This is a genomic window from Streptomyces sp. NPDC007162, assembly GCF_040634175.1.
GTDB lineage: Bacteria > Actinomycetota > Actinomycetes > Streptomycetales > Streptomycetaceae > Streptomyces.
The window spans coordinates 1-5350 of record NZ_JBEYFC010000559.1; the positions used below are offsets into that span (position 1 = coordinate 1).

Here is a 5350-nt window from a genome sequence, read left to right on the forward strand (position 1 = left end):
GGCCTGGCGGCGCGGAGGTTCGCCCCGCATCCACCTGGGCCACGGCGACCGCGGCCCCGCGGGTGGCCCGCAGGGCCGGATGCATGTGGCGCAGGATCTCGGCGGGCGTCAGCCGCGCGACCCGGTGCAGTTCCTCGACGGCGGCGCCGGAGGCGTGGGCGGCCCTGGCTCCGTGGCCGAGGCCGTCGGCGAGCAGGAAGGTCACCCGGGAGCCCGAGCGGGCACAGCTCCAGGCGTCCCCGGAGTGCTCGGCCCCCGCCAGGGGGATGTTGATCCCGCCGGTCCGGAAGGCGGGGCGGTTCTCCTGCGGTCCTGTGCCCTGGTCGACCCGGGCCATGACCACGGTGCCGCGCGGGGTGCTGTACAGGTCGAACGCACTGGAGATGCGCCGGCAGGTGCCCAGGCCGGCGCCGAGCGACGCCTCGCTGGTGGTGTAGCCGTCCTGCATGGCCGCGCCGACGTCCCGGACGCCGGGGCCGTGGTCGAGGGCGACGAGCTGCACCGCCCGGCCGCGGCCGGCGGCTCCCGGAGGATCGACGACGTCGATCACCAGACGGCCGCCCCCGGCGTGCTTGAGCAGATTGGTCGCCAGCTCGGTGGCCGCCAGGGCCGCGACCGCGGTGCGGTGGGCGTCCAGGCGGGCATGGGCACTGGCGGTCTCGGCCGCCACCCGGGCGTCCCGCACCCGGGTGGAGTCGTGCACGGGCACGGCCCAGACGCGCGTCATCCGGACCCCGGACGGCCGGCGGGCACACCCGTGGCCCAGGCGACGAGGGTGACGACGGTGCCCTCACCGGGCCTGGTGTCGATGGTGAACTCGTCCACCAGGCGCCGGGATCCGCTGAGGCCCAGCCCGAGACCACCGCCGGTGGTGTAGCCGTCGGTCATCGCCAGCTCCACGTCGCGGATGCCGGGGCCGTCGTCCGCGAAGGACAGTTTGAGACCACGCCGGGACCCGTTGGTCAGCGGGGTGATCGTCGCCTGCCCTCCCCCGCCGTGGATCAGGGTGTTGCGGGCCAGCTCGCTGGCCGCGGTGACGATCTTCGTCTGCTGTACGAGCCCGAACCCGAGGCCGGCCGCGAACTGCCGCACCTGGTGACGCACCCATGCCAGGTCGGCGTCCGAGCCGATCGGCAGGCTCGTCGCCGTGGCGGAGTCGGAGGTCGGTGTCACGCCCACCCCGCAGGGGTGCCCGCGGCTGCCGCACAGGCACCCTGCCGGAGCAGTTCGAGGGCGCGCCCGACGTCGAGCGCGGTCACCAGGCCGGGGAGTGTCAGGCCCAGTTCGACCAGGGTGATCGCGACCGCGGGGCGCATCCCGCACACGACGGTACGGGCGGCCAGCAGGCGGGCGTTGGCGGCGATCTCGGCGATGACCCGGCCGAGGAACGAGTCGACGATCTCGACTCCGGAGAGGTCGAGGACCACGCCGCTCGCCTCGCTGCCGGCGACGCGCTGGGTGATGTCCTGCTGGAGCTGTTCGGCCACGCTGTCGTGCAACTCCCCCTGGAGGGACACCAGCAGGATGTCGCCGAGGGCCAGGACGGGCACCAACGCCGAGTCGCCCGGAAGGGAGCCGGTCATCGGGGGCCCGCACCGGCCGTGTGGGAGACCTCGATGCCCTGCTGGCCGAGCGCGTGGGCCAGGGCGTCGGCCAGCGAGCTGCGGGTGAGCACCGAACTCAGGTCGATGCCGAGGTGCACGATGGTCTGCGCGATGGCCGGACGGATACCGGAGACGATGCACTCGGCGCCCATCAGGCGAGCCGCGGCGACCGTCTTCATGAGGTGCTGGGCGACCAGCGAGTCGACGGTGGGCACGCCCGTGATGTCGAGGATCGCGTAGCGGGCCCGCTGCTCCACGATCGCGTTCAGCAGCGACTCCATGACCACCTGGCTGCGGGCGCTGTCCAGGGTGCCGATCAGGGGCACCGCGACGACGCCCTCCCAGAGGTTGATCACGGGGGTGGCCACTTCGAGCAGCTGCAGCCGCTGCCGGGCGATCAGTTCCTCACTTGCGTCGACCGTGGCCTCCATGATCACCAGGCTCAGCGTGCCCATCAGGACGGTCAGCGCGAGCCGGACCTCCTGTGCCTGGTCGCCGGGCAGGTCACGGAGTTCGCCGCGGAGCACATCGGCGGTCGTGACCCGCAGTCCGGCGGCCTCCTCCGCTATCTGGGCCGGGCTGAACCCGCTGCGGGCACGGGCGGCGGCCATCCGCCCGAGCTGCTCCCGCACGGAGTCGAAGCCGGGGGCCGCGATGTTGTCCAGCAGGCCGGCCGAGGCCACGTCCACCAGAGCGTCCACGACGGCCTTGCACGCCTCCACCGCCTCGTCGCGGGAGACGGTGAACACCGTCCTGAACAAGGGCGCGTCCGCCCAGCGCTGGGCGATCTGTTCGCGACGGCCTTCCAGGAAGGCCGTCAGCTCCTGCGCCGCCGCTTCGGCCGCTGCCTGTTCCGGCACCTGCATCGTCTCCCTCGAGCACAGACTGTTGCGCCGGGACCGGCGCAACCGGGCTAATCATTGCCACATGACAAATATCGCACAGGGCAGACACGGCTCCCGAACGTGCGGCCGGAGCGGCACAGCCTCACCACATCCGTCCCTCGCGGCCACAGCGGCTCAGCGCCCGTGCCAGTCCAGGCAGACCACCAGGGCGTCGTCCTTCGGGACGGACTGCCCGCGGTGGCCGGTCAGCTCCCGCAGGATGGCCCGCGGCACCTCCGCGGCCGGCAGCAGCCGCGTGGACATGATCGCCCTGGCCAGGGCGGCGTCGCCGTACGCCTCCCCCTGGGGCGAGGCCACCGCGTGCACCCCGTCGCTGACGAAGACCAGCCGGTCGCCGGGTTCGGCCTGGAAGTGCTGGACCACGTAGTCGGTCTCCTCGAACATGCCCAGCGGGAGCTGCGCCTCGAACGTGACCCGCTCGACCACTCCGTCGCGCAGCCGCAGCAGCTGCGGGGACCCGGCGTCCACGACCTTCGCCCGGCCCGTCGCGAGGTCGAAGTCGAACATCAGCACCGAGAGGTAGCAGCGACCCTGGTAGTGGGCGTACACCGCCTGGTCGGCCAGGGCGGCCTGGTCGTCGATGGCGAGGCCGGCCCGCCTGGCGTTGCGCAGCGCGTTGATGGCGAGGTTCGTCAGCAGGGACGCTTCTATGCCCTCGCCCATGCCGTTGGTGACGTACAGCAGGAGGTGGTCCGCGGTGGCGGACCAGTCGAAGTTGTCACCGAAGATCGCGTAGGCGGGTTCCAGCTGCGCGCCCAGTTCGTACTCCGGGCGCGCGCAGGAGCGGCCGGGCAGCAGCTGCCACTGCATCTCGGCGGCCAGGGTCAGCCGGTCCTTGCGCCGCGCGCGCAGGTACACGTCCGTGTCGCGCTCGGCGACGACCACCTCGTGGCCGAGCACCTCGGCGATGTCCGCGAGCTCGCCCAGCAGGCCGGCAACGTCCTCCCCGTCCGGCAGGGTGACGCACAGCACGCCCAACCGGTCGCCACGCACGGTGACCGGCAGATGAACGCGCACGGCACCCCCGGGAGCGCCCTCCACGAGGGGTTCCTGGGCCCCGAAGGCACGGCCCACGGGGCTGCTGTGCACCGACACCGGCTCCGCGGTCCCCGGCAGCGACGTCACCGGCTGCAGTACGGTCAGGCCGTAGTCGGCCAGCAGCAGCTCCACGGACGTCGCCGCGTACTCCTGTGCGAGCACTCTGCGCACGACGTCGAGCAACTCATGGGGGGCCGCTGTACGCAGAGCGCGTTCAGCGGTCACAAATCTCTTCACGATCGTAAATACACCCATCCTTCGTCGGACGCACACGAGCCTTGCACACACGACAGGGCTGACCCTGCCGCGTCAGGCCGGGTCGTCCGAACCATCTGTTGCAGCAACCGGCACCTAGTAGGCTGAAAGACGTCCCAGGTGCCTGCGAGAGTGTGACAGTGACTGTCTTCCGCCCCCGCCCCGAACCCGTCGAGGTAGCACGCGTGACCTTGACGGCAGTGGAGTTGCTGGAAGTTTTGTGGGGCCGGGCCTCGACAGCGCCGGCTTCGCCGTCCCAGATGCGCGTGCTGCTGATGCTGGAGCACCAGGACGGCATCAATCTGCGCACCCTCGCCGACTCCCTCGCCTCCACGCCCCCGTCCACCAGTCGGCTCTGCGACCGACTGGTGGCCGCGGGCTTCGTCGAGCGCGTGGTCAGCCCCGCCGACCGGCGCGAGGTACGGCTGCATCTCAGTGACCGGGGCCGCGTCTTCCTCGACGACCTGCGCGCGCGCCGGGAGCAGGAACTCCAGGCGGTGCTGGAGCTGATGCCCGCCGCAAAGCGGACCGCGCTGCTGGAGGGGCTGGAGGCGTTCTGCGACACGGCGGCGCTGCAGATACACAGCGACGAGCCGCATGCCGGGGACCGGACGGCCTGAACACCTTCCCAGGCCACCGATCGCGCCGACGCGTCGGGGCTCGGGCGGCCAGCACACGGAGCGACCTCCGCCCACCAGAACATCGCAGTTCCTTCCCGCGCAATGCGACTCGGTTACTTTGTTGCCTCACGCCCATAGTTGTCAAATGGCAACAGTTGGGCCCGGGGCTTCCGGGACTTCCTCACACATCGGGTACCCCCGAATCACCGTCTCTGCCTGTGGCCCACGTCTCGGCGGAGAAGCCGACCTGCGGAACACAGGGGTCCGGTGCCGCCCGTCAGCCGGCGGGCAGCAGGCCTTCGCGGAGGCGGGCGAGCAGACGGGAGATCAGCCGGGACACGTGCATCTGGGAGACGCCGAGACGTTCACCTATCTGGGCCTGGGTGAGCTCCTCGACGAAGCGCCAGTGGATGATCCTGCGGTCGCGTTCGTCGAGTTCGGCGATCATCGGGGCGAGGGCGTGGAAGTCCTCGACCAGGCCGAGTGCGGCGTCCTCGTCGCCTATGAAGTCCGCCAGTGCGGACTCGCCGTCCTCGTCGCCGCCGATCGCCGCGTCGAGGGAGGTCGACCGGTAGCCGTTCGAGGCGAGTCGGGCCTCGACGACCTCGTCCTGCGGAAGGCTCATCAGCTCGGAGAGCTCCGCGGTCGTCGGTGCCCGACCGAGCCGGCTGCGCAGTTCCTCGTCGGCGCGGGCCAGTTGGACGCGGGCCTCCTGGAGGCGACGCGGGACGTGCACGGCCCACGAGGTGTCACGGAAGAACCGCTTCATCTCGCCGACGATGCAGGGAATCGCGAAGGACGTGAACTCGACTTCGCGCGACAGCTCGAAACGGTCGATGGCCTTGATCAGGCCGATCATGCCGACCTGGACGATGTCCTCCATCTCCTCCGGCCCACGGCTGCGGAACCGGGCCGCCGCGAAACGGAC

General features: G+C 71.4%; 7 protein-coding genes. 1 reads left to right on the plus strand and 6 read right to left on the minus strand.

The window, feature by feature from the left end:
* The 5 genes from ABZ646_RS39070 to ABZ646_RS39090 form a co-directional block, all read right to left on the minus strand.
* Nucleotides 1-727: ATP-binding protein (locus ABZ646_RS39070; protein WP_360530218.1), on the minus strand; the 727-nt coding region annotated here is incomplete at its 3' end.
* Nucleotides 724-1173, minus strand: a complete 450-nt coding sequence (locus ABZ646_RS39075) for an ATP-binding protein (RefSeq protein WP_360530221.1) — start codon at nucleotides 1171-1173, stop codon at nucleotides 724-726. The genes ABZ646_RS39075 and ABZ646_RS39070, both read right to left, overlap by 4 nt.
* Nucleotides 1170-1583, minus strand: coding sequence for an STAS domain-containing protein (locus ABZ646_RS39080; RefSeq protein WP_360530224.1), 414 nt, complete (start codon nucleotides 1581-1583; stop codon nucleotides 1170-1172). Before ABZ646_RS39080 ends, ABZ646_RS39075 begins: the two co-directional genes overlap by 4 nt.
* Complete coding sequence (locus tag ABZ646_RS39085) at nucleotides 1580-2470, minus strand: STAS domain-containing protein (RefSeq protein WP_360530226.1); 891 nt, start codon at nucleotides 2468-2470, stop codon at nucleotides 1580-1582. The genes ABZ646_RS39080 and ABZ646_RS39085 overlap by 4 nt, the downstream gene beginning before the upstream one ends.
* Before the next feature lie 153 nt (nucleotides 2471-2623).
* Nucleotides 2624-3802, minus strand: a complete 1179-nt coding sequence (locus ABZ646_RS39090; RefSeq protein WP_360530229.1) for a PP2C family protein-serine/threonine phosphatase — start codon at nucleotides 3800-3802, stop codon at nucleotides 2624-2626.
* 185 nt (nucleotides 3803-3987) lie between these two features.
* On the opposite strand from ABZ646_RS39090, the gene ABZ646_RS39095 reads away from it, so the two are divergent.
* Nucleotides 3988-4422, plus strand: coding sequence for a MarR family transcriptional regulator (locus ABZ646_RS39095; RefSeq protein ID WP_360530232.1), 435 nt, complete (start codon nucleotides 3988-3990; stop codon nucleotides 4420-4422).
* 277 nt (nucleotides 4423-4699) lie between these two features.
* Here the strand turns inward: ABZ646_RS39095 and ABZ646_RS39100 are convergent.
* The coding region (locus ABZ646_RS39100) for a SigB/SigF/SigG family RNA polymerase sigma factor (RefSeq protein WP_360530235.1) at nucleotides 4700-5350 on the minus strand (651 nt) is incomplete at its 5' end.

Bases quoted from the DNA above. Each gene is read 5' to 3' on its own strand.
- ABZ646_RS39085 (WP_360530226.1), bottom strand. From the start codon at position 2,470: ATGCAGGTGCCGGAACAGGCAGCGGCCGAAGCGGCGGCGCAGGAGCTG.
- ABZ646_RS39090 (WP_360530229.1), bottom strand. From the start codon at position 3,802: ATGGGTGTATTTACGATCGTGAAGAGATTTGTGACCGCTGAACGCGCT.
- ABZ646_RS39080 (WP_360530224.1), bottom strand. From the start codon at position 1,583: ATGACCGGCTCCCTTCCGGGCGACTCGGCGTTGGTGCCCGTCCTGGCC.